The 23,700-nt window shown below is 55.4% G+C and carries 13 protein-coding genes, 1 tRNA gene and 4 pseudogenes; 3 read left to right on the forward strand and 15 right to left on the reverse strand.

Annotated elements, in window-relative coordinates:
* Positions 1-59 precede the first annotated feature (59 nt).
* A complete protein-coding gene (msrA, locus tag JNO11_RS11430; RefSeq protein WP_031594591.1) occupies positions 60-593 on the forward strand; it encodes a peptide-methionine (S)-S-oxide reductase MsrA in 534 nt (177 codons plus the stop codon).
* Positions 594-857: 264 nt separating this feature from the next.
* A tRNA-Ser gene (locus tag JNO11_RS11435) sits at positions 858-945 on the forward strand.
* A gap of 170 nt (positions 946-1,115) precedes the next feature.
* On the opposite strand, the gene phoH is transcribed toward JNO11_RS11435, so the two are convergent.
* From phoH to putP, 5 genes and pseudogenes are all read right to left on the reverse strand, one after another.
* Complete coding sequence (gene phoH, locus JNO11_RS11440; protein ID WP_010258505.1) at positions 1,116-1,904, reverse strand: phosphate starvation-inducible protein PhoH; 789 nt, start codon at positions 1,902-1,904, stop codon at positions 1,116-1,118.
* Between the two features lie 571 nt (positions 1,905-2,475).
* Positions 2,476-3,754, reverse strand: a pseudogene (efeB, locus tag JNO11_RS11445) (iron uptake transporter deferrochelatase/peroxidase subunit).
* 2 nt (positions 3,755-3,756) lie between these two features.
* Positions 3,757-4,872 carry an iron uptake system protein EfeO gene (efeO, locus tag JNO11_RS11450; RefSeq protein ID WP_010258498.1) on the reverse strand — a complete coding sequence of 372 codons (1,116 nt, stop codon included), beginning with the start codon at positions 4,870-4,872 and terminating at the stop codon, positions 3,757-3,759.
* Between the two features lie 52 nt (positions 4,873-4,924).
* Complete coding sequence (gene efeU, locus JNO11_RS11455; protein ID WP_031593440.1) at positions 4,925-5,749, reverse strand: iron uptake transporter permease EfeU; 825 nt, start codon at positions 5,747-5,749, stop codon at positions 4,925-4,927.
* Between the two features lie 190 nt (positions 5,750-5,939).
* Positions 5,940-7,424 carry a sodium/proline symporter PutP gene (gene putP / locus JNO11_RS11460; protein ID WP_010670826.1) on the reverse strand — a complete coding sequence of 495 codons (1,485 nt, stop codon included), beginning with the start codon at positions 7,422-7,424 and terminating at the stop codon, positions 5,940-5,942.
* A gap of 451 nt (positions 7,425-7,875) precedes the next feature.
* Here putP and putA point away from each other — a divergent pair.
* Positions 7,876-11,824, forward strand: a pseudogene (putA, locus tag JNO11_RS11465) (trifunctional transcriptional regulator/proline dehydrogenase/L-glutamate gamma-semialdehyde dehydrogenase).
* Between the two features lie 1,424 nt (positions 11,825-13,248).
* Here the strand turns inward: putA and JNO11_RS11470 are convergent.
* From JNO11_RS11470 to JNO11_RS11515, 10 genes and pseudogenes are all read right to left on the reverse strand, one after another.
* A pseudogene (locus tag JNO11_RS11470) lies at positions 13,249-14,335 on the reverse strand (acyltransferase family protein).
* Positions 14,336-14,799: 464 nt separating this feature from the next.
* Positions 14,800-15,552, reverse strand: a complete 753-nt coding sequence (gene tcyN / locus JNO11_RS11475) for an L-cystine ABC transporter ATP-binding protein TcyN (RefSeq protein ID WP_010247571.1) — start codon at positions 15,550-15,552, stop codon at positions 14,800-14,802.
* Positions 15,549-16,217, reverse strand: a complete 669-nt coding sequence (tcyL, locus tag JNO11_RS11480) for a cystine ABC transporter permease (RefSeq protein ID WP_003854540.1) — start codon at positions 16,215-16,217, stop codon at positions 15,549-15,551. The genes tcyN and tcyL overlap by 4 nt, the downstream gene beginning before the upstream one ends.
* Positions 16,217-17,018 (reverse strand): annotated as a pseudogene (tcyJ, locus tag JNO11_RS11485) (cystine ABC transporter substrate-binding protein). The gene tcyL and the pseudogene tcyJ overlap by 1 nt, the downstream one beginning before the upstream one ends.
* Before the next feature lie 113 nt (positions 17,019-17,131).
* Positions 17,132-18,118, reverse strand: coding sequence for a D-cysteine desulfhydrase (locus tag JNO11_RS11490; RefSeq protein WP_325177308.1), 987 nt, complete (start codon positions 18,116-18,118; stop codon positions 17,132-17,134).
* A gap of 218 nt (positions 18,119-18,336) precedes the next feature.
* The gene (gene fliZ / locus JNO11_RS11495; RefSeq protein WP_010247591.1) at positions 18,337-18,840 is read right to left on the reverse strand and encodes a flagella biosynthesis regulatory protein FliZ; all 504 of its coding nucleotides are present in this window, start codon (positions 18,838-18,840) and stop codon (positions 18,337-18,339) included.
* Between the two features lie 50 nt (positions 18,841-18,890).
* Positions 18,891-19,613 carry an RNA polymerase sigma factor FliA gene (locus JNO11_RS11500; RefSeq protein WP_003854529.1) on the reverse strand — a complete coding sequence of 241 codons (723 nt, stop codon included), beginning with the start codon at positions 19,611-19,613 and terminating at the stop codon, positions 18,891-18,893.
* 144 nt (positions 19,614-19,757) lie between these two features.
* A complete protein-coding gene (locus tag JNO11_RS11505) occupies positions 19,758-20,726 on the reverse strand; it encodes an HNH endonuclease signature motif containing protein (protein ID WP_325177309.1) in 969 nt (322 codons plus the stop codon).
* Positions 20,727-21,033: 307 nt separating this feature from the next.
* Entirely contained in the window at positions 21,034-22,236 is a 1,203-nt protein-coding gene (gene fliB / locus JNO11_RS11510; RefSeq protein WP_022625487.1) for a flagellin lysine-N-methylase, read from the reverse strand.
* A 160-nt stretch (positions 22,237-22,396) separates the two neighbouring features.
* Positions 22,397-23,596, reverse strand: a complete 1,200-nt coding sequence (locus JNO11_RS11515; protein ID WP_137227759.1) for a FliC/FljB family flagellin — start codon at positions 23,594-23,596, stop codon at positions 22,397-22,399.
* Between the last annotated feature and the right edge of the window lie 104 nt (positions 23,597-23,700).

The raw sequence follows: 23,700 nt of genomic DNA on the forward strand, positions 1-23,700 counted from the left end.
TTGAAAGCGCTCTGCCGCGCCCCCATTCACCTCTTTCGACCTGACAGGAGTAAATTATTATGGCAATCGAATACGCAGTTATCGCTGGCGGCTGTTTCTGGTGTACCGAAGCGGTATTTAAGGATGTGATCGGCGTAGAGTCGGTGGAAAGCGGTTATACCGGTGGTGCCCGTCCTAATCCGACTTATGAGCAGGTCTGCAGCGGTGCGACCGGTCATGCAGAAGCGATCCGCATTGGCTTCGACCCGGAGAAAGTCAGCTTTGGCGATCTGCTGGATATCAGCTTTGTGACGCATGATCCGACCCAGCTTAACCGTCAGGGTAATGATATTGGCACCCAGTATCGTTCCGCCATTTTCCCGGCCAATGCAGAGCAGGAAGCGGAGGCACGCGCCGCCATTGCCCGCGCTCAGGCTGACCATGATGTGCCGGTGGTGACCACTATTGAGCCGCTGAAAGAGTGGTATCCCGCTGAAGCTTATCATCAGGATTACTGGGAAGGCGCGGGCCAGCGCAACGGCTACTGCATGGCGGTCATTCCACCGAAACTGCAGAAGCTGCGGAAAAGTTTCGCTAACAGAGTAAAGAGCTGATTCCGGCATCAGTCGGGGCGGCGTCTGACCAGTAACGAGGGTGAGAACGCCGCTCCGGTTTATTTGCTGCCATAAAACTCACCTGACCGGGCTCATCAGGATGGCGGGATGTGGCCGGTAAAACGGCGGGTTTTATGCCGCAGTAAATCGATTCGTTCAGAGCTTAAGCGAATAGATCAAAAGAGAAAAATAGTGCTTGACCGTTTTCAGTCGACTCCCTATAGTACCGCCCCGTTGACCCATCGCGGTCAGCGAAGTAAATCTGGTGAGGTGTCCGAGTGGCTGAAGGAGCACGCCTGGAAAGTGTGTATACGGCAACGTATCGAGGGTTCGAACCCCTCTCTCACCGCCATCTTCAAAGAAGAGCCTGAACTTTTGTTCAGGCTCTTTTTTTTGCATATTTCACGCTGAGAGAGCGTGATAACTCCCGCCTGGGAACGACCACGTGCGCAGCCGCTGACCCACAATAAGAAAACCCGGCCGGAGCCGGGTTTGGGCGCTACACTTCTACTCAATCAAACGCTAGCTATACGCGTGCAGGGTGCGCTGACACAGCGCAGAACGCACACAATCTTCTTTGCCGAAGCGTACAATGCCAACCATCTCGTCCTCTTCGAAACGCGCCAGCGCGTCTGCGAGACCGGAAGGCACCCCAGCGGGCAAGTCGCACTGGGTAATATCGCCGTTAACAATGACCGTGACGTTTTCGCCCAGTCGGGTCAGGAACATTTTCATCTGCGCGGCGGTGACGTTCTGCGCCTCGTCCAGAATTACCACAGCATTTTCGAAAGTGCGACCACGCATATAGGCGAACGGTGCAATCTCTACCTTGGCAATTTCCGGACGCAGACAATATTGCATAAAGGATGCGCCAAGACGTTTAACCAGAATGTCATAAACCGGGCGGAAATAAGGCGCGAATTTCTCAGAAATATCGCCGGGAAGGAATCCCAGATCCTCATCTGCCTGCAGTACCGGGCGCGTAACGATAATCCTGTCGATATCCTTATTAATCAGGGCCTCAGCCGCTTTTGCGGCACTGATCCAGGTTTTACCGCACCCGGCTTCACCGGTTGCGAAGATCAGCTGTTTTCTCTCTATGGCGTTAAGATAGTGCGCCTGAGCTTCATTACGGGCTTCAATCGGCAACCGGTCACGCGTATCGCGCGCCATGCCAATGGCATCCAGTCCACTCATATGCACCAGCGAAGTGACCGACTCTTCTTCACGCTGACGATGACTTCTTGAGTCACTACGAAGCACTCTTCTTGCTTCACGACGCGCTTTGATCACTGCTTTCTGTCTTCCCATAGTGGCACCTTTCAGTTGGTTTCATTTCCTGCGTCAGGCCGGTGGCCCGTTGCGATAACGTGAACGCTTTAGAGGTTTCAGTTGGCTTCCTTTTGAGCCATGACAGGACAGGATAGTGGGTATGCAGCAGCGCAATAGCGTAGCTGAACACCGGATAAAACAGGATGCGATAAAACAAAAGAGATGGTTGAAGGAAGGAAGAAATAACGAGGCAGAATTGCCCTCGCGGTCAGGCGCAATCTATTTACTGACAGTGACTTTCCATTAAAGACTCGACCCATGCGCGAACTCCAGTGTGATACATCAACACATCCGATTACGCCTGTTTAATAAAGTGCACCATTTTGTTGGGCCTTTGCAATAGTAATTTTACCTGCTGGCAAAAGAATTGCTAATCACGTGTATGTATTTCTTTTAAGGCAAAATGTAAAAGCGTTTTATTACAGTGAATTAGCTTATTTTATATATGCCAGACAACCGCTAAAACTCAGTTTAACCTCAGTCAGCAAAGCACGAAAACCGTAAAACGTGGGCGACCAGAACAGGGACGCCCACAGTGGTTGAATTTTAATCAGGCTTCCAGCAACGACTGCGCTAAATAATGGCTGGCGTCTGGTACACCGGGCAAAACAAAAAAAGTAACCGCCGCCAAAAGGCCGGATATATTCTTCCAGCGCTTCGCCGTTCAGGCGCCGCTGCACCGTGAGAAAGCCGCGTTCCAGATCGTGCTGATAGCAGACGAATAGCAACCCCATCTCCAGCTGTCCCGATGCAGAGATACCCGCGGAGTAACTGTAGCCGCGTCGCAGCATCAGGCTGCTTGCCGTCTCTGGTGTGCGGGGATTGGCAAGACGGATGTGCGCATCCAGCGCAATTACCTCACCGTCCGGATCACGGGCGTAATCCGGAACGTCGCGCTCATGCTGCATCCCCAGCGGCGCGCCACTTAATTTCTCGCGACCAAAGATAGTCTGTTGCTCGCCCAGCGGCGTGCGATCCCACATTTCGACGTGAAAGCGGATTAACCGTACAGCCTGATAGCTGCCATTGCGCGCCCAGACCGGTTCGTCCTGATCGTCGGTCACCCACAGCAGCTGATTCATCAGAGCAGGGTTGTGGGTATCCGGATTGGCGGTGCCATCTTTGAAACCCAGCAGGTTGATCGGGGTCTCCTGCCCCTGACTGCGCGCGGCATGATCGGAGATAAAGCCTTCGCGCCGCCAGCGTACGCCAAGCAGGTCAGGCGTATGCTTGATGATATCCCGCAGGGCATGAATCACCGTATCCTGGGTGTTGGCACAGAACTGCAACAGCAGATCGCCATGACACTGACTGGCATCCAGCGAATCATTGGGAAAGCGAGTCATCGGCTGCAATTTTTTCGGTTTGTGCGGCGCCAGACCAAAGCGTTCATCAAACAGTGAATTGCCGACCGACACGGTAATCGTCAGATTATCAGGCGCGATAGTCGCCCCAAGAATACCGGAATCCATTGGCGGCAACCGCGGATTGGTGACTACCGGTGCCGGACCGCCCGTGGTCAGGAAGGCAATACGCTGGGTCAGCAACCGGAACAGACGCACCAGCTCCGCTTTATCGCTGCTGAGCAGATCAAACGCCACCAGCATCATCGATGCCTGCTGTGGCGTCGTGATACCCGCCTGATGCTGACCATAAAACGGCTGCATCTGCTGTCGGGCCTGCGGCGTAACCGTCCCCGGCGAAAAGCTGTCGGCGGCGGCTGCATGGAACGGACAGCCGCCGCCCAGCGCTGCCGCGCCACCCAGCAGCCCCAGCCCTTTTAGTAACCGACGACGCGCAGGCTGCGCGTCATCTTCCTTGCGACTCATGATTAATCCAGACCCAGGGTGCCACGAAGTAATGAAAGATCTTCCGCCAGTGCGGTGATCGGTCCTTTCAGCGCGTTACGGTCGGCGCTGGTCAGTTTCTCATAGGATTCAAAACCGGTTTGGGTGCGGTACTTACTCAGGATCGCATCCACTTTTTTGAAGTTGGCGTCAACCTTGGCCAGCAACTGAGGATTGGCTTTGCTTACCATGGGTCGCAGCAGCTCAACGATTTTCTGCGCGCCATCAATGTTCGCCTGGAAGTCCCACAGGTCAGTCCGGCTGTAGCGATCTTCTTCACCGGAAATTTTGCTGGAAGCGACCTCTTCAATCAGGCCGGCTGCGCCGCCGACCACTTTGGCTGGCGGGAAGGCCAGTTCGCTGATGCGCACCTGCAAATCTTTCACATCTTTATTCAGCTGCTCAGCGTAGTCCGCCATGCCTTTCGTGCTGTTATCAGCAAACAGCGCTTTCTCCAGACGGTGGAAACCGGTGAACTTAGGATCGGCCGCTTTTTTCTCATAGTCATCTTCACGGGCGTCAATGCTGCCGTCGAGATCGGAGAAGAGCTCAGCAATCGGCTCAATGCGCTCATAATACTGACGGGTCGGAGCAAACAGCGCTTTGGCTTTTTCAACATCACCCGCTTTAACGGCGTCAGTAAAGGCCTGGGTGTTGCTCACCAGCTGGTTCACCTGGTCGGTCACATAGGCTTTATATTCGGTGATCGGGCCTTCCAGTTGCATACGTGCTGAGGTGCCACTTTTCGCCGCACCCTCACCTGCCTGCACAATCAGCTTGCCTTTTGGATTGCTCAGCAGCCCACAGGTCATCTCATATTCGCCCGCCTCCAGATTGGCGGTCAGTTTCTGACTGAAGCCCGGCGCGATATTCTCACGCTCTTCAACCACCATCACGCCTTTGAGGATCTCCCACTCCAGCGCTTTCTGGCTGTTGTTTTTAATCAGGAACTGGGTCTTACCGGCCTTGACCGTTAAGCTCATCGGCTCGCACTGCTTGTCGGTGACGCTTACGGTAACCTGAGGAACCGCCGCGGCCGCCGTTGCGGAGATCGCCAGCAGAGGAAGCAGCAGTGCCTTGCGGCGGAAACGCATTGTCATCTCTCTTTCCCTATCATGTTGCAGGCGTAAGATGCGCCCGTTAAATGTCAAATTACACAGTGGCCGAAGCAGCAGAACGCGCAGGCATAAAGAACAGAATCAGAGCCGGGATCAGGTAGGCGAAGTAAACGGTCACTTCACTGACGCTTGGGGTCTCCTGATAACCCAGCACCCCTTCCAGCAGGGTGCCGAACAGCGAATGGGTCGATAAGGTATTGCTGAGATCGAAGGCGACATCCTGAAAGCGATTCCATAAACCCGCTTCGTGGAAGGCGCGGATGGCGCCCGCTGCCAGACCCGCGGCGACAAACAGGATGAATACGCTGGTCCAGCGGAAGAAATGGGCCATGTTAAGACGGATACCGCCCCAGTAGAGCAGCATGCCCAGCACGACCGCGGTTGCCAGACCCAGCACCGCGCCAATCGGCGGCGCATAACCGACATCCTGGGTAAACGCCGCCAGCAGGAAGAACACCGACTCCAGCCCTTCGCGCGCCACGGCAAGAAACACCATCAGCACCAGTGCCAGACCGCCACGACCTGAGCGTTGCAGCGCCTGATCGACAGCCTGTTCAAGCTCGACCCTGATGTTGCGGGCGACTTTGCGCATCCAGAAAACCATTGAGGTGAGGATCACCACCGCAATCAGCGCCACGATGCCCTCAAACAGCTCCTGCTCTTTCTGCGGGAACTCACCGGTGGTGGCATTGATGAACAGACCCAGGCCCAGACAGAGCCCGGCGGCAATAAACACGCCAGCCCACATCGCGGGAAACCATTGGGTGCGCTGGGTGCGTTTGAGATAGCTGGCTATCAGGCTGACTATCAGCGCGGCTTCAAGCCCTTCGCGCAGCATGATGAGAAAAGGAACAAACATCGCCAACCTCTTGAATGTTAAGCAGCGTCAATAAACAGTAAAATAAGGTAAAGTGTAAACGATACCGATTATCATTATCGCTGAGAAAAAAACAAGTTGCCGGTGGAGATAATTTCATCTTTGAGTGGTTTATCTTTGTAACAAAAAAAGCCCGCCCCTTTCGGGACGGGCCAGGCGATTAACGCCTCGCTTATTTTGTCTGGAACTCCGCCTCTGCAGCAGCAAAGCGCTGCTGCGCTTCTGCTGAAGGCTCACGGCCCATCAGCGTGAACACCACAATGGCGATGCTGGCGAAAATGAAGCCCGGGATGATTTCATACAGTCCCAGCCAGCCATATTGTTTCCACACCAGCACGGTCAGCGCACCGACGATCATGCCCGCCAGCGCACCGTTGCGGTTCATCCGCTTCCAGCAGACACCAAACAGTACTACCGGACCAAACGCCGCACCGAAGCCCGCCCAGGCGTAGCTCACCAGGCCCAGCACGCGGTTTTCCGGGTTAGCCGCCAGCGCGATCGCAATCAGCGCCACCAGCAGCACCATCAGACGCCCTACCCATACCAGCTCTTTCTGGCTGGCATTTTTACGCAGTAAGCCTTTGTAGAGATCTTCGGTAAGGGCGCTGGAGCAGACCAGCAGCTGACAGCTCAGCGTTGACATCACGGCTGCCAGGATCGCTGACAGCAGAATACCGGCAATCCACGGGTTGAACAGGATACGCGCCAGCTCGATAAAGACCCGCTCCGCATTGGCGTTAACGCCAACCGCCAGCGTCGGGTTGTTCTGGAAGTAGGCAATACCGAAGAAGCCCACCGCCACGGCACCGGCCAGACAGAGCACCATCCAGGTCATACCGATACGGCGAGCGGTACGGATTGAACGATGCGAATCTGCCGCCATAAAGCGCGCCAGAATATGGGGCTGCCCGAAGTAGCCCAGGCCCCAGCCGAGCAGGGAGATCACCGCGACAAAGTTCAGTCCCTTCAGCATGTCGAGGTTTTCCAGGCTCTTCGCTTCAATCACCGCCAGCGAATCAGACCAGCCGCCGACCGCGATAATCACAAACACCGGCGTCAGGATCAGCGCAAAAATCATCAGGCTCGCCTGAACGGTATCGGTCCAGCTCACCGCCAGGAAACCGCCCACCAGCGTATAGAGAATGGTCGCCGCTGCACCCGCCCACAGAGCGGTCTGGTAACTCATACCAAAGGTGCTTTCAAACAGACGCGCACCGGCTACCACGCCTGAGGCGCAATAGATGGTGAAGAACACCAGGATCACAATGGCGGAGATCACGCGCAGGATTTTACTGTGGTCCTCAAAGCGGCTGGTAAAGAAGTCCGGCAGCGTCAGGGCGTTGTTGTGATGTTCAGTCTGAACCCGCAGGCGACCGGCCACGATTTTCCAGTTCAGCCAGGCACCGATCGTCAGGCCAATCGCAATCCAGCTTTCAGAGATACCGGAGATGAAGATCGCACCCGGTAAGCCCATCAGCAGCCAGCCGCTCATATCGGATGCACCGGCAGAGAGTGCCGTGACCACGCTACCCAGACTGCGGCCACCGAGGATGTAATCATCAAAGTTTTTGGTTGAGCGATAAGCTACAAACCCGATTAATACCATCCCAAGAATATAAACCAAAAAGGTCACCAGCAAAGGTGTACTTACACTCATCTGTCTCTCCACTTATTATTTGATATCCCAGAGAAATCGCCAGCTACCCGCCTGCCGGAACGGGGCAAAGCGGGCCGATTTTCTTCGTCAGGGCGTCACTCATTTCCCAGCGGCGCGGTATCCTGCCGGAAAGGCGTTGTGCGCACAATGGATTTAACACAGGCGTTACAGTGATTTCACTAACCGTTTGTGAAAACGTGCTCATAGGTTGCACTCGCTCACAGTTATCCGGTTGCACCATCGTATTACCTGCCTGAAACCCGCTTTTCATCGGGTCTGCCAGACTGGCGAGGATCTTGCAGCAATATCCGTGCCGCATTGCGGGATTTAACAATCGTCGACGTTAAAAGGGTGTTAACTGGCTCACATTTAACACGGTTGCACAAAGTTGCAACTTAAGTGATAGTGCAGCCAACGCCGTATCGAACCACTATCAAGGAGCTCTGGAGTCATGGCTACAACTACCATGGGTGTAAAACTGGATGACGCGACACGCGAGCGCATCAAACTGGCTGCGCAGCGCATCGATCGCACGCCACACTGGCTGATTAAACAGGCGATCTTTAACTACCTGGGCCAGCTGGAAACCGGCGATACCGTGCCGGAGATCCCGCTTTCTGCCCAGGCGGCCGCGGAGTCCGACGACACCCAGCCAGAGGAGACGCACCAGCCGTTCCTTGATTTCGCAGAGCAGATTTTACCTCAGTCAGTGACCCGTTCAGCGGTGACCGCCGCATGGCGTCGTCCGGAGACTGATGCGGTGCCAATGATGCTGGAACAGGCACGTTTACCGGCGGCGCTGGCAGAGAAAACCCATCAGCTGGCTTACCAGCTCGCCGACAAGCTGCGGCACCAGAAAGGGGCAACCGGACGCGCTGGCATGGTGCAGAGCCTGCTGCAGGAGTTCTCTCTCTCCTCCCATGAAGGTGTGGCGCTGATGTGTCTGGCTGAAGCGCTACTGCGTATTCCCGACAAGCCAACGCGCGATGCGCTGATCCGCGACAAGATCAGCAACGGCAACTGGCAGTCACATCTGGGACGCAGCCCGTCACTGTTTGTCAACGCGGCGACCTGGGGCCTGCTGTTTACCGGCCGCCTGGTCTCGACCCACAACGAGTCGAATCTCTCAAGCTCGCTTAACCGCATTATTGGTAAAGGTGGCGAACCGCTGATCCGCAAAGGCGTGGATATGGCGATGCGTCTGATGGGCGAGCAGTTCGTTACCGGTGAAACCATTGCCGAAGCGCTGGCTAACGCCCGCAAGCTGGAAGAGAAAGGCTTCCGCTACTCCTATGACATGCTGGGCGAAGCGGCCCTGACGGCAGGCGATGCCAAAGCCTATCTGCTCTCTTATCAGCAGGCGATCCATGCCATTGGTAAAGCGTCGAATGGTCGCGGCATCTATGAAGGTCCCGGCATCTCTATCAAGCTCTCAGCACTGCATCCCCGCTACAGCCGCGCGCAGTATGAGCGCGTGATGGAAGAGCTCTACCCTATTCTGAAATCGCTGACGCTGCTGGCCCGCTCCTATGACATCGGCATCAACATCGATGCAGAAGAGGCGGACCGGCTGGAACTGTCGCTGGATTTACTGGAGAAACTCTGTTTCGAGCCAGAGCTGGAAGGCTGGAACGGCATCGGTTTTGTGATTCAGGCCTACATGAAACGCTGTCCGTTTGTGATCGATGAGCTGATCGATCTGGCGCAGCGCAGCCGCCGTCGCCTGATGATTCGTCTGGTGAAAGGCGCGTACTGGGACAGCGAAATCAAGCGCGCCCAGATGGAAGGCCTGGAAGGCTATCCGGTCTACACCCGCAAGGTTTACACCGATATCTCTTATCTGGCCTGTGCCCGCAAACTGCTGGCCGTGCCAAGCCTGATCTATCCGCAGTTCGCTACCCATAATGCCCACACACTGGCGGCGATTTATCAGCTGGCGGGCAACAACTACTATCCCGGTCAGTATGAGTTCCAGTGCCTGCACGGCATGGGCGAACCGCTCTATGAGCAGGTGGTCGGCAAAGTGGCGGACGGCAAGCTTAACCGCCCCTGCCGTATCTATGCGCCGGTCGGTACCCATGAAACCCTGCTGGCCTATCTGGTGCGCCGCCTGTTAGAAAACGGGGCCAACACCTCCTTTGTTAACCGCATTGCCGATACCTCGCTGCCGATTGATGAACTGGTGGCCGATCCGGTGAGCGCGGTGGAGAAGCTGGGTGCCAGCGAAGGTGCCATTGGTCTGCCGCATCCAAAAATCCCCCCTGCCGCGCGATCTGTATGGCGATAACCGTGTTAACTCTGCGGGTCTGGATATGGCCAACGAACACCGTCTTGCCTCCCTCTCCAGCGCCCTGCTGAGCAGCGCCGCACAGCCCTGCCTGGCCGAGCCGATGATCGACGGTGAAGCGGGTGCCGGCGAGTTGCGCGACATTCTGAACCCGGCAGCGCCTGGCGACCGTGTAGGTCAGGTCCGTGAAGCCACAGAGCAGGAAGTTTCTGTGGCGCTGGATGCCGCGGTGAACAGCGGGCCAATCTGGTTTGCCACACCGCCGCAGGAGCGTGCCGCCATTCTGGAACGCGCCGCACAGATCATGGAAGGCCAGATGCAGCAGCTGCTAGGCATTCTGGTGCGTGAAGCGGGCAAAACCTACAACAACGCCATCGCGGAAGTGCGCGAAGCGGTTGATTTCCTCTATTACTACGCCGGAATGGTGCGTGACGATTTCGACAACGAAACCCATCGTCCGCTGGGCCCGGTGGTCTGCATCAGTCCATGGAACTTCCCGCTGGCGATCTTTACCGGTCAGATTGCGGCTGCACTGGCAGCGGGCAACAGCGTGCTGGCCAAACCGGCCGAGCAGACACCGCTGATTGCCGCACAGGCGGTTCAGATCCTGCTGGATGCGGGTGTGCCGCCAGGCGTGCTGCAACTGCTGCCTGGCCAGGGTGAAACCGTTGGTGCACAGTTGACCGGTGACGTTCGGGTACGTGGCGTGATGTTTACCGGTTCAACTGCGGTGGCGACACTGCTGCAGCGTAATCTGGCGGGTCGCCTTGACCAGCACGGTCGTCCTGTGCCGCTGATTGCTGAGACCGGCGGGATGAATGCGATGATCGTCGATTCTTCCGCGCTGACTGAGCAGGTGGTGATCGATATCGTCGCCTCTGCCTTCGACAGTGCCGGACAGCGCTGTTCTGCCCTGCGCCTGCTCTGCATTCAGGAAGATGTCGCCGACCATACCCTGAAGATGCTGCGCGGCGCGATGGCGGAGTGCCGCATGGGCAATCCGGAACGCTTCTCGACCGACATCGGTCCGGTCATTGATGCCGAAGCGAAAGCCAATATCGATCGCCATATTCAGGCTATGCGTAATAAAGGCTTCACGGTCTATCAGGCGGTGCAGGATAACCCGCAGGACAGCAAAGAGTGGAATAGCGGTACCTTTGTTAAACCGACACTGATTGAGCTGGGTCAGGTCAGCGATCTGGATAAAGAGATTTTTGGCCCGGTGCTGCACGTGGTGCGTTTCACTCGCAATAACCTGCCGCAGCTGGTTGAGCAGATCAATGCGTCTGGCTATGGCCTGACGCTGGGCGTACATACCCGCATCGACGAAACGATTGCACAGGTCACGGCGAACGCCCGAGTCGGCAATCTCTACGTCAACCGCAATATGGTGGGCGCGGTGGTCGGCGTACAGCCGTTTGGTGGCGAGGGCTTATCCGGTACCGGTCCGAAAGCCGGCGGTCCACTCTATCTTTACCGCTTGCTGGCGCATCGTCCGGATAGTGCGCTGCGTCTGACTTTTGATCGTCAGGATGCAGAACGTCCGGCGGACAGCACGCTGCGTCAGTCACTGCTGGCACCGCATCTGGCACTCAGCAACTGGGCTAAGGATAAGCCTGAACTGGCTGAACTCTGCCAGCACTATGGCGATCTGGCGCAGGCGGGCGTGGTCCGGCTGCTGCCTGGCCCGACAGGCGAGCGCAATACCTTCTCACTGTTGCCGCGTGATCAGGTGCTCTGTCTGGCTGATAACGAGCAGGATGCGTTAATCCAGCTGGCCGCGGTGACCAGCGTCGGCAGTAAAGCACTGTGGCAGGATGATGAGCTGCATCGCGCCCTGCTGGCCTCGCTGCCGGATGCAGTGAAAGCGCGCATCACGCTGGCGCGTGACCCGTTAGCGGCAGAGTTTGATGCGGTGATCTATCACGGCGATGCCGATCAGCTGCGTACCCTGTGTGAACAGATTGCCGCACGTGAAGGTGCGATTGTGTCGGTGCAGGGCTTTGCCCGCGGCGAGACCAATCTGCTGCTGGAGCGTCTGCTGATTGAGCGTTCGCTGAGTGTGAATACCGCTGCGGCTGGCGGTAATGCGAGCCTGATGACCATAGGGTAGCGCTGAAGCTTAAGGGGGTTGTTCGCTGCGCGAACGGGGCTGGGATTGTTCGCTGCGCGAACGGGCTATGAGAAGGTTTCGTTCGCCTGGTAAGCCGGGCAGTTTCAGATTCGCCTCTGCAGGCGACCGACAAGGGGGCGCCAGTCGCCGCGCCCCCTTGACCCCGGGCTCCGGCCTGCTTCACCGCCGCTTCGCGGTTCCTTCGCCTCTTCAGGATTTCTCACGGACCAGCGGGACGCGCCATCCATGGCGCGAACCCGCCTCTTCGCGACATCCCTGTCGCTCGTCCTGAAATCCCTCATCCGCTCAGCGGTTCTGACGGCCTCCCCACCCCCTCGCTGTTATCTTTTCTTTTTATGTTGGGTTCGCTGTCGCTGTAACTTTGGGAATTGCCTCTGACTTTTGGCTCAGCAGACCGAATGTTATTCAACCCACCCGCTGTTATCTCTGCTTTTTATGTTGAGTGCTTTATCGCTGTGGTTTTCTGGGATTGCCTCTGACTTTCGGCTCAGCAGACAGAGTGGCATTCGATCCTAACCGCTGTTATCTCGTTTTCAGGTCACTAAGAGTGTTGCGGTGAGATTCCGGAATTGATACTGGCTTTCGGATCACCAGACAATGCTGCACTAAAGAAAACACAAAGAAATCACCGGCAGGGGTTTACCAGAGGCGTCCGGAGCGCTAAGGAACAATCGGAGGCCAGGATGAGCCGACAGGACGTCGGCGAAAGGACGGTACGAGCCAGGGATGGCGAGTCCGGACGGTCCGTCGGCCGCAGGGCGTGACGAAGGCACCCCGTACAGCGGGGCGCGCAGGCAGCCGGACGCCGGGATTGTTAAGGGGCGGGCGTCCGCCCCTTGACGCGTCCGCCTGCACAGGCAACCTGAAACTCCCCATCGCCTGGCGGGCGAAACCCGCTCAGTGCTAACGCGCGGCTAAATGACCTGAAACTCCCCTCGCCTTGCAGGCGAAACCGCTCAGTGCAAGCCCGCTGCAAAGCGAAACCTTATGTATCTTTCCCCGCTTTCAGCGGCCTGAGCCCAGCCAGTCCGGGTGACAAACCCACCGGCAGGGGCTTACCAGAGGCGTCCGCAGCGCTGAGGAACAACCGCAGGCCAGGATGAGCCGACAGGACGTCGGCGAAAGGACGGCACGAGCCAGGGGATGGCGAGTCCGGACGGTCCGTCGGCCGCAGGGCGTGACGAAGGCACCCCGCACAGCGGGGCGCGCAGGCAGCCGGACGCCGGGATTGTTAAGGGGCGGGCGTCCGCCCCTTAACGCGTCCGCCTGCTCGGGCAACCTGAAACTCCTCATCGCCTGGCGGGCGAAACCCGCTCAGTGCTAACGCGCGGCTAAGTGACATGAAACTCCCCATCGCCTGGCGGGCGTAACCCGCTCAGTGCAAGCCCGCTGCCAGGCGTAACTTACCCACCGCTCGCGCCGCCAGGCGCCCTTTTCATTAACGTCGGGAACACAAACAGCGACTGCCCGACTCCGCGATTGGTCAGCGACCAGATGGCAACTGAACAGAGCGAGCAAAGCCCCACAATGGCCACCGGATAGAAACAGGCCCAGAGAAACGAAAACCACGCCTGCTCGAACAGATGATGCCGCTGCGCGAACAGAATCGCAGACATACCAAAGAACTCGATAAAAATACGGTGGATGACGTAAATCTGCAGCGTATTGCGCCCAACCCAGTTGAGATAGCGCATGCTGAAGTGCTGATTCAGCCAGCGACAGGCCGCGATACTGAATAACACCGCCAGTACACACAGGAACAGACTCTTATCCAGACCGAATAGCACATGAATCCCGGCGGCTGCCGCCAGAAGCGCCCAGGGCATCAGATTCTCCCGCCGCCATTCACTCAGGCGCAGCATCGTCTGGCTCCAGAATGCCCCTAGCAGGAAGAACACAAAATATTGGGCCAGGCTCTGTGGTCCCCAGAACGGGATCACTTTTTCTGCCGCCAGATAATTCAGCAGGATCGCCACCGCCACCAGGGCCAGCTTATATTGACGGAAAACTTTGGCACAGAGGAAATAGAGTCCCAGCCCATACAGATACCACGAGGTACTCATGGCCATAAAGGTCAGCTTGAGAAACTCAAATAGTGAACCCGCATAGGCGGCATTAAGATTCTGCGAAATACGCTGGCCGGTAATTTCAGTAGAGATACCGATAATTGACCACCACTGAATAAACCCCCACAGAATATAGAGATAAAAAAAGATTGGTGATGCGACTGGTAAATACCTGCTTCCATGGCCGGTTCAGAATGCCATTGGTCGCCAGTAATCCCGAGACAAAGAAGAAGGCGGGCATACGCAGCGGCGACAGTACCGTATTAAACTGTATCCATATTTCGGCGGGGATCCATCCGGCAGAGAGATATTTCATCGTCCCTTCAAAGCCGGGTAAAACCGTGTGGTACAGGACCACCAATAATATGCAGGCGCCCTTCAGGGTATCTACCCACAATATCTGATCTGACTTAGTCTGGTTCATTCAATGACTCCTGCTGTGTAGGTCAGAATGCTGGAAAGTAAAAGCGAGGAAATCAGTATTGCTTTTATGATTATCCGGCAATTATTCGCCATTGAACCGGTGATGAATGTAGCGAAACTCTTAAAAGCCGCTGCGTGGCCCTGTTACCACAGTTATTTACTCAGCAGAACGTTTCCTTACACTTACTAATATCGACGCAACACACTAATTAGCAGTGCCGCAGCCAGCTTAAAGGATAATATTGCTTCATAATTCAGAGAATATAATTAAGAGAAAGTGGCAACGGGAAAAGCCAATATATTCCCGATGAACAGAAAAGATTTGTCAGATGTGCCAAAAGGTTTAACAGCGGCAGAGTTATTTATGATACTGCGCCTGTTAATAACGTGACCATAGCCATTTTCAGCTTAAAAAATGAGGGTTTTAAACAGGTTAAAACTGCCTTCCTGGGAAGGCAGTGTGGATTACTGATTCAGAAATTTATCAAGGAACTGACGGGTGCGCGGCTGCTGAGGGTTACTGAACAACGCTTTCGCTTCGCCCTGCTCCACAATCCGCCCCTGATCCATAAAAATGGCGCGGTCAGCCACATCGCGGGCAAAGCTCATCTCATGCGTGACGATGACCATGGTGCGTTTCTCTTCGGCCAGCGCGCGAATGGTGCTGAGCACCTCGCCCACCAGCTCCGGATCCAGCGCCGAGGTCGGTTCATCAAACAGGATCACTTCCGGCCGCATCGCCAGCGCACGCGCAATCGCCACGCGCTGTTGCTGCCCGCCGGACAGACGGCGCGGATAGCTCTCTTCTTTGCCGTGCAGCCCGACCTTCTCCAGCAGCGTGCGGGCGCGGGCTACCGCATCCGCTTTCGCTTCGCCTTTGACAATAACCGGCCCTTCAATAATGTTCTCCATCACTGAACGATGCGGAAACAGATTGAAGTTCTGGAAGACAAACCCGACCTGCTGACGCAGACGACGCACCTGCTCTTTCTGCTTACTCTGGGCCAGCGCCGCATCAACGGTAATCTCTCCGACCCGGATGGTGCCGCTATCCGGCACTTCCAGCAGGTTGATACTGCGCAGCAGCGTGGTTTTACCTGATCCGCTGGGGCCGATAATGGCCACCACTTCACCGGCGGCCACATCAAGGTCGATGTCGTGCAGCACCGTCTGGCCGTTAAAAGACTTCACCAGCTTTCTGACTTCGATGGCGCTCATTTCGACTCCGAATCCTGACGATTAACATGCTGTTCCAGCCGGTTCTGCAACGCAGATAACACCGTTGCCATGACCCAGTAGATCAGCGAGGCTGCCAGATACATGGTAAAGACTTCCAGCGTGCGTGAGGTAATCAACTGCGCCTGACGGAACAGCTCCGGCACCTGAATGGTCGCCGCCAGCGAGGTATCTTTCACCAGGCTGATAAAGCTGTTACCCAGCGGGGGCAGCGCGGTGCGAGCTGCCTGTGGCAGGATCACCCGGCGCAGGGTTTGCCAGCGCGTCATGCCAATACTTGCCGCCGCTTCCCACTGCCCGCGCTCAATCGATGAAATCGCGCCGCGCAGTGACTCTGAGGCATAGGCTGCGGTATTCAGGGAAAGACCAATCATCGCGGAGGGGATCGGATCCAGTTCAATGCCAAACTGCGGCAGGCCGTAATAGATCATAAACAGCTGGGCGATCAGCGGCGTGCCACGAAAGATCGAGACATAGATCCGCGCCAGCCAGCGAACCGGCCAGAAGCGCGACAGACGCATCAGCGCCAGAATAAAGCCCAGCAGCAGGCCAAAGAACATGCCGCCGATGCTGAGCTGCAGCGTAAACAGCGCGCCTTTTAATAAAAAAGGTGCTGAATCCAGCACCAGTTGAAGACTTTCCTGCATTATTTCGTTACGTCCGCGCCAAACCATTTCTGAGACAGCTTGCTCAGCGAGCCATCTTTCTGCATGTCAGCAATGGCCTGGTCGATCGCTTTCAGCAGGTCGTCGTTGCCTTTACGTACCGCCACGCCCGATTCCTGACGGGAGAACGCATCACCCGCGACCGCCATGGTATCGCCCGTTTTCTTCACCAGATCCAGCGCAGCCAGACGGTCAACCAGAATGGCATTCAGACGGCCAGAGCGCAGATCCTGATATTTGGTCGGGTCATCATCATAGGTACGGATGTCCACGCCCTTCACATTCTCACGCAGCCACTGCTCGTAGTTGGTGCCCAGACCGACGCCCACTTTTTTTACCGGCCAGGTCAGCAGGTTTGGTGATGGTGTTCGCATTGGCTTTCATGGTCAGCGCCTGAATGCCGGAGACCGTGTATGGCGTGGAGAAGTCATACTTTTTCTTACGCTCATCAGAGATGGTGACCTGGTTGATGACCACATCGATGCGCTTCGCGTCGAGTGAGGCCAGCATGCCGTCCCACTTGGTCGGTTTCAGGCTCGCCTTGACGCCCATGTGCTGTGCCAGCTGTTCCGCGAATTCCACTTCAAAGCCGGTCAGCTTGCCCTTTTCATCCTGGAAGCTGAATGGCGGATAGGTGCCTTCCAGACCCACCAGCAGCGTGCCGCGCTCTTTAATTTTGTTCAGCAGATTTTCCGCTGCAAAGGTTTTAACGTTGACGCCAGCAATCAGCGCCACGGCCATGACGCCCATCATCATCTGACGACCTGCACGAGAAAAGGACATATTCACCCCATTATTGACAGTATTGTGTGTGTGTTCTTATAAGGGCAGCACGGCTTGTCGCTGCCAGTCCAGTAGGATAACCCACGGAGTATAAACTGTTTTATTCGCTTGTCTCAGACCGAAGGATGATAAGCAAATAACGCCGGTGCGCCACCCGTATGAATAAACAGCAGCGGACCTTCACGGCGGAAACGATTCTGGCTGACGCCGTCCAGCAGTCCGGCCATCGCCTTGCCGGTGTAGACCGGGTCCAGCAGGATCCCTTCCAGCCGCGCCAGCAGTTTCACCGCAGCCATGCCTTCATCATTGGGTTCGCCGTAGCGCGGCGCAAAGTAGTCATCCCACAGGGTAATCGGTGCCTTAGCCTGCACTTCCAGCGTCTCTGCCAGCGACTGACGCAGCCGCTCCAGCAGCGGCAACTGCGCCTCAACCTGGCGTGAAACGGTAACGCCCACCAGCTCGGTCTCCGGCAGCAGATGCTCCAGACCCACCGCCAGTCCGGCATGGGTACCAGCACTGCCCGAGGCCACGACCACGGCGGCGAAATCGACCACACCCTCGCTCTGATGAGCAATCTCCTGCGCGCACTCTACATAGCCTAGTGCACCCAGCGCATTTGAGCCGCCGACCGGCACGATGTAAGGACGATAACCCTGGGCTCCCAGACGCGTGGCCTGTTCAGCCAGCTGTTCCGCAGGGTTATTCAGTGCATCCACCATGACCACTTCAGCGTCCATCAGATGCAGTAACAGTCGGTTGCCGTTGCTCAGGTAGTTGTCTGCGTGGGTGCCAATCGGGTTTTCCAGCAATGCCACGCACTTCAGGCCAAGCCGGGCCGCCACCGCCGCCGTCTGACGCACATGATTGGACTGGATTGCGCCCGCGGTCAGCAGCACATCGGCGCCTTCACGCAGCGCGTCCGCCGCCAGAAATTCCAGCTTGCGCAGCTTATTGCCGCCCATCGCCACTGGCGTGAAATCATCGCGTTTGATGAAAATATCGCGACCCAGGTAGTCAGAGAGCCGTGGCAGATGTTCTAACGGCGTGGGTGCGCCCAGCAGTTCAAGACGTGGGAATTGGTGTAACAGATGTAAAGACAATGCTGCCTCCGTTCGGGCATTCAATTTATCCTTACAGTGTTGCAGAAGATGCGAAAAGGATCACCCTGATTCAGGTGTCAGCAGATGCGGTGAGACAGATGCGTAGTGAAAGTTGCAGGAGAAAGAAGCGCCGTGCTCCCCCTTCCCTTCTACCCGGCTGGCGGGCAAAAGGGGAACGTGCCGCAGGCACGCGGAGGAGCAATCGGTGCAGATCAGGGTTAACCCTGCTGCCAGCCTAAGAACTGATCGTACTTGCGCAGCGCGATGCGGTAATTGTTATTACCGGCATCGGGCAGATCGCTTTCCAGACACTGATGCCAGCTATTTCCCTGAAGCCTGTCGGCCGGGAAATTTCTGGCTTTCAGCATCTCATCCAGACGACGCAGCCGCACCACATATTCACGAATTGTGCTGGGGCTCATCTCTGTCTGTTCAAACAGATACTGTTTAAACGCCATTATGTCGAAGTAATTAGGATGGGTATTACAAAAAATATCACTGCAAAAACGACAAAGCGCGGTCAGTTCGGGCTGAAGTTTCAGCCACAGCTGCTCATCAATCATCTGGTCCATCCGAGCGATGGCCTCTTTATTGATGATCTGGCCACGAAAAACGAGCGCCATTCGATCTAATACCTTGCCACAGTGTGAACAGTTGCTCTGGCTGTGTTTATAGTCTTTAAGATAACGACTTAACGGTCTGGCCTTGGTCTTGGCTCCCATTACTGAGTCCCCGGTTTTTTATAATTTTGAATCGCCAGGAACTGATACTGCTAGCGCGCTCCCGCAAGTCGGGCACGCAGGCGTTTAATCGCCTGACTGTGCAGCTGGCTGACACGGGATTCACCCACATCAAGCACCGCCCCAATCTCTTTCAGGTTCAGTTCTTCCTGGTAGTACAGTGTCAGCACCATCTTTTCACGATCGGGTAACGCTTCGATCGCCTCAATGACGCGCTCACGCAGACTCCCTTCAAGCAACTGATGAAGCGGATTAGCCTCTTCATGGCCTTCCGTCACCAGCTCCGCGCTGTCGCCGTGCTCTTCCCGATACTCGTCGTAGGAGAAAAGTTGACTGTTGTTGGTGTCCAGCAGGATCTGCCGGTACTCCTCCATGGAAACATTCAGCTGCTGCGCCACTTCCTGCTCAGAGGCAGAACGCCCCAGCGACTGTTCCACTCTGTGCATTGCTCCGGCCACCTCGCGTGCATTACGACGCACACTGCGCGGTGCCCAGTCCCGACTACGAAGCTCGTCGAGCATGGCGCCACGAATACGCTGCACGGCATAGGTGGTAAAGGCTGTACCCTGGAGCGCGTCATAACGCTCTACGGCATTTAACAGCCCTATCCCACCCGCCTGCAGCAAGTCGTCAAGCTCAACACTGGCCGGCAGGCGAACCTGCAGACGCAACGCTTCATGGCGCACCAGCGGCACGTAGCGCTGCCAGAGCGAATGCTTGTCCATCACGCCTTCGGCGGTATAGAAATCGTTCACGTTGACTACCCTGCGTTAATGAAGTTATCGGCATGATTATCCAATTCTGTAGCGTTTTCGATTGGCTGAATAGGCGGGGTAAAACGAGGCTATTTCATTTTTGTTACCTCAGAGTGCAGATCCTTCTGCACTCTTCAGCGGAGATTAACGACGGGCGCGCAGCCGTTGCCGGGTGGCGGGCGGCACTGCCGCCCACAGGCTGCAGATGCGACCTTCCAGTTCCTGATACCAGGGCGCCAGATGCTGCTGCGCCTCCTCGCCAGGATGCACCAGAATCTCGCCCGATTCACCATCAATGCTAATCAGTCGGTTAATAAACAGCCGCTGCAAATCACTGCGTAAAAACAGGCCGTTATCGATGCTGTTATCTGCCAGTACACCGTCATCCCCTTCCTGCGTGTCGATATGGCAGGCTTCCACCCAGGGCCAGTTATGCCGTTCGGTCAGCTCGGTACCGGTCATCACACAGGCGCCGTAGCGGGCTTTGACACCGGCGCTGAATTCCGCCTGGCTGGCGCGCTGCAGCACCCGGGCTTTAACACGACGCCCGACCTCAGTTCCCGGCATCACCGCCGCCGGAACTTTGTGCTGCGGCGTACTCAGCACCACGATGAACTGAATGCGCTGCGACTGCGGAAAACAGGGATCTGCCTGTGGATTGAAAAGCTGCCAGTAAGCGTCTTCATCATCCTGATGCATCAGCACCAGTTTGTAGCCGCGACTGTTCAGCAGATTCTGTGCCGTGGCGGATTGCGGATCGATCATCGCGAAGACCTGGCTGCTGCCCATCACTTTCCACAGGTTGTCGCGCTTCTCGCTATCGCTGCGACGGAAATAGAGGAAGGAGAGATTCTGCTTAAGGTAGTGCTCAAAGCGACGCAGGTAATTTTTACGTTCGTTGTCATGGGAGATGAACAGCAGATCATCCAGCGGGCTGTTGCTCTCTTCCTGCGCGAACACCGCGCGGATTTTCAGCGTGCGCAGGCCGGTTGACGGACTCAGCAAGGCGCGCGCCGTCAGCTCTTTATCATCAGGGTATTGCAGAGCATAACGCCGGGCGATCTCTTCAAAGGTCAGCCGCTCACCCGGTAACAGGTCATAATTGAAGCGCATAGACACTCCACAAAGTTAAAATCAAAAATTATGTTGTTCTGTGAGGAGTTATCGGCAGTCTGTGGGGGGAACTGTAACGGGCTGGGGGGGATTGCCTGGGATTGAGAGACAGGCAGCCTGCAAGGTTGTAGTCAGGAAACCGGTTTGAAGGAAGCGGGTGTTAAATTGCGTTGCATTGCCTGGAGCTGCTGGCATAAAAATAAGCCAGCACACCAGCCGCAATTCTTTTAGCGATTAGCTAATGCCCGCCCGTAGCTATCAGGGACAAATGGGCGATGCCGATGATGCGAAACTGCATCGCCTCAGATCATTTAAGCAGATAAATCAGCGACAAATCGTCATTGACCTTGACCTTATCAATCTCGGCCAGAAACGCCATCACCGACTGTGGCGTATGTTTTGTTATTGAGTGGTAGCTGTAGATGATATTAATAATATCCTCTTCACTGACGGTTCCGACCAACTCAACATTGGCCGCAATCAGTGATTTAAGCAGGAACCATTCTGCCGTCAGAAGATATAAGCTCAGTAACGGGCTGCGATTTTCGTTATTAGGGAAGAAATCATCATAAATGCGGTACTGAATATAGTTATTCATTATCCATGGCCGTTCAGCAAGCCAGGGCATAACCTGCTTCTGCCAGACGTTGTCCAGCCGGATCATTGGCTGACTGACGTCATCGGTTTTGGCCCCTTCGGCCTGAATGTAAATCAGCTTATTAACGTAGTGATTCAGGGTAGGAAAGGCGCGCTTATCGGCCATGGTGCTGAACCAGCTTTGCAATCTCAACAGTAAAGACCATTGCAGGTTATAGTCAGGTTTAACCTGGTCAAGCTGCAGCCTGATTTCACCCTGTGTCAGGTTGTTGAGGACATCAGAAAAATGATGCTCCATCTGGACCAGCCAGTCTTCTTCAGGGCTTACTCTTTCCGCACCCAGCAGAAAGCTGGCAAGCGCGTAAAACCCTTCATCAAGATGAATGCCGCTGAATTTAATGATGTTAAGACACATCAGATTCAGCAGTTTCTTTTGCTGATCGAGATCTTTAGCTTTATTGCCATAAGGTTGTTGCCTGATGCTCTCCCCGAACAGCATCGCGTCAGGTGAGGCTAATAATTGCCGGGTCGCCTCCGGACAGGAGAGCGCCAACGTTTTTTGCTGTTCATATTTAAAGGTGTTCGCCGCTCGGGGATAGGTCGCACAGGTGTTGCTCAGTGCGGCAGCACCCAGCCGGGAATGCACTTTGCACAGGCGATTTTCATCCATAAATGCACAGTTGCCAGAAGCATTAAGCTTCATAGTTCCCCAACTGGCAAAGCTTTTGCGGGTGGTGGTGATGTTTTCAACTGCCAGCGTTTTGATTTCAATCAGCGAGGATTTTAAATAGCGATTGACCGTGGGCTTATCCAGGTGGATATCCCAGCCCTTACAGCAGTGATCGCGACACTCACTGCCAATACATTTGAAGGCGCTGACAAAGAGCGGTTCCACGACAGTAATATTTTTCATTATTTACCTGCTCAACAAAGGCATTTAAAAAAGAGTCTTACTGTGAGGATAAAGGAACGCGGGGGAGATTGATTGGCAGAGAAACAGGGCAAAAACAGGCTAATCGCAGGCATAAAAAAAACCCCGCCGAAGCGGGGTTTGTCTTTTATAAGTTGGGTGATTAGCCCTGCAGCAGAGACAGAACCTGCTGTGGAACCTGGTTAGCTTTAGCCAACACTGAGTTACCAGCCTGCTGTACGATCTGCGCTTTAGACATGTTTGAAACTTCAGTTGCGTAGTCAGCATCCTGAATACGAGACTGTGCTGCAGACAGGTTAGTGGTGGTGTTGTTCAGGTTAGTCACGGCTGAGTTCAGACGGTTCTGAATCGCACCCAGTGAAGAACGGAACTTATCAACGCTGGCAATCGCTTCGTCCAGCTTTTTCAGTGGATCAGAAGTTGAACCCGAGGTCACGTTAGACAGGCTCATGTTAGCCGTATCCAGTGTGAACGCAGCGGTATCGCCACCAGCAGTCGTTACTGCAGCCTTCGCATCAACTGCAACGTAGAAGTCCTGGTTTGCACCGTTAGCAATGTCAAAACCGTTCGCTTTCAGGCTGTTGGTTTCTGCATCGCTGGCTGATTTCACGTTAACTTTAGCGAACAGGTTGCCGTTGTCATCTTTATAGACTTTGTCTGCAGTAACAGTGACGTTTGCGTTAGCAACACCCAGACGAGTCGCCAGGCTGTTAGCAGTACCTTCTGCAACAGTGGCTTTAGATACGTTACTGGTAGAACCGTAAACGCTCTGGAAGTCAGCAGCTGCAGCAGCAGTAGGTGTACCCTGTGGACCATTCACGTTGAAAGTGTTCAGTTTCAGCGTAGAAGAGTCAATTTTCTTCAGGTCGATGGTGATAGTTTCGCCATCGTTAGCGCCAACCTGAATTTTCATTGAGCCATCTTTAGCCAGCACGTTCACGCCGTTGAACTGAGTCTGACCAGATACGCGGTCGATTTCGCTCAGACGGGATTTGATTTCGTCCTGGATTGAAGATTTGTCAGAAGCTGAGTTGGTACCGCTTGAAGCCTGTACAGTCAGTTCACGAACACGCTGTAAGTTGTTGTTGATTTCTGACAGTGCGCCTTCAGTAGTCTGCGCAGCAGAGATACCGTCGTTAGCGTTACGAGCAGCCTGAGTCAGGCCCTTGATGTTAGAGGTGAAACGGTTGGCAATTGCCTGACCAGCAGCGTCATCTTTCGCGCTGTTGATACGTAAACCAGAAGACAGACGCTCCATTGAAGTAGACAGAGCTGACTGGTTCTTGTTGATGTTGTTCTGAGTGATCAGCGAGAGGCTGTTGGTATTAATGACTTGGGCCATGATGAATTTTCCTGTTAATCAAGTCTTTCGGTTAAGGTGTGGGCTTCAACCCGCCGGCTTCAGCGCCGTCAAAGTTGTTATCGTCTGCCGTTTAACAACCTTTA

Origin of the sequence: Pantoea sp. 1B4 (assembly GCF_016925765.1) — a bacterium.
GTDB classification, from domain to species: Bacteria; Pseudomonadota; Gammaproteobacteria; order Enterobacterales; family Enterobacteriaceae; genus Pantoea; species Pantoea agglomerans.

Coding starts and splice junctions, on each gene's coding strand:
- msrA (WP_031594591.1), top strand. CDS start 60: ATGGCAATCGAATACGCAGTTATCGCTGGCGGCTGTTTCTGGTGTACC.
- phoH (WP_010258505.1), bottom strand. CDS start 1,904: ATGGGAAGACAGAAAGCAGTGATCAAAGCGCGTCGTGAAGCAAGAAGA.
- efeO (WP_010258498.1), bottom strand. CDS start 4,872: ATGACAATGCGTTTCCGCCGCAAGGCACTGCTGCTTCCTCTGCTGGCG.
- efeU (WP_031593440.1), bottom strand. CDS start 5,749: ATGTTTGTTCCTTTTCTCATCATGCTGCGCGAAGGGCTTGAAGCCGCG.
- putP (WP_010670826.1), bottom strand. CDS start 7,424: ATGAGTGTAAGTACACCTTTGCTGGTGACCTTTTTGGTTTATATTCTT.
- tcyN (WP_010247571.1), bottom strand. CDS start 15,552: ATGAGCGCCATCGAAGTCAGAAAGCTGGTGAAGTCTTTTAACGGCCAG.
- tcyL (WP_003854540.1), bottom strand. CDS start 16,217: ATGCAGGAAAGTCTTCAACTGGTGCTGGATTCAGCACCTTTTTTATTA.
- fliZ (WP_010247591.1), bottom strand. CDS start 18,840: ATGGGAGCCAAGACCAAGGCCAGACCGTTAAGTCGTTATCTTAAAGAC.
- JNO11_RS11505 (WP_325177309.1), bottom strand. CDS start 20,726: ATGCGCTTCAATTATGACCTGTTACCGGGTGAGCGGCTGACCTTTGAA.
- fliB (WP_022625487.1), bottom strand. CDS start 22,236: ATGAAAAATATTACTGTCGTGGAACCGCTCTTTGTCAGCGCCTTCAAA.
- JNO11_RS11515 (WP_137227759.1), bottom strand. CDS start 23,596: ATGGCCCAAGTCATTAATACCAACAGCCTCTCGCTGATCACTCAGAAC.